1 rRNA gene is annotated in these 373 nt (G+C 51.5%); it reads right to left on the bottom strand.

Annotation, left to right across the window (positions count from 1 at the left end):
* A 23S ribosomal RNA gene (locus PCORN_RS16815) occupies nt 1–373 on the bottom strand; the annotation flags it as partial.

Below are 373 nucleotides of genomic sequence, written 5' to 3'. Positions count from 1 at the left end.
AAACAGTCGCCTGGGCTATTCACTGCGGCTCTCTCGGCTTGCACCCTAATAGAGCACCCCTTCTCCCCGAAGTTACCGGGGTCATTTTGGCCGAGTTCCTTAACGAGAGTTCTCTCGCTCACCTTAGGATTCTCTCCTCATCTACCTGTGTCGGATTGCGGTACGGGCAGTACTCGTCTAACTAGAGGCTTTTCTTGACAGCGTGAAATCAGGAACTTCCGTACTTAATTTCCTTCCCCATCACAGCTCATGCTTCGCGAGAAGCGGATTTGCCTACTTCTCACACTCACTGCTTGGACGCACATATCCATCCGTGCGATTCCCTATCCTTCTGTGTCACCCCATTGCTCAAACAACTAGCACTGGTACAGGA

The sequence above is a fragment of the Listeria cornellensis FSL F6-0969 genome (assembly GCF_000525855.1).
GTDB classification, from domain to species: Bacteria; Bacillota; Bacilli; order Lactobacillales; family Listeriaceae; genus Listeria_A; species Listeria_A cornellensis.
Note: the sequence above shows the minus strand (reverse complement) of the source record. Positions and strands in the feature narration are given on the sequence as shown.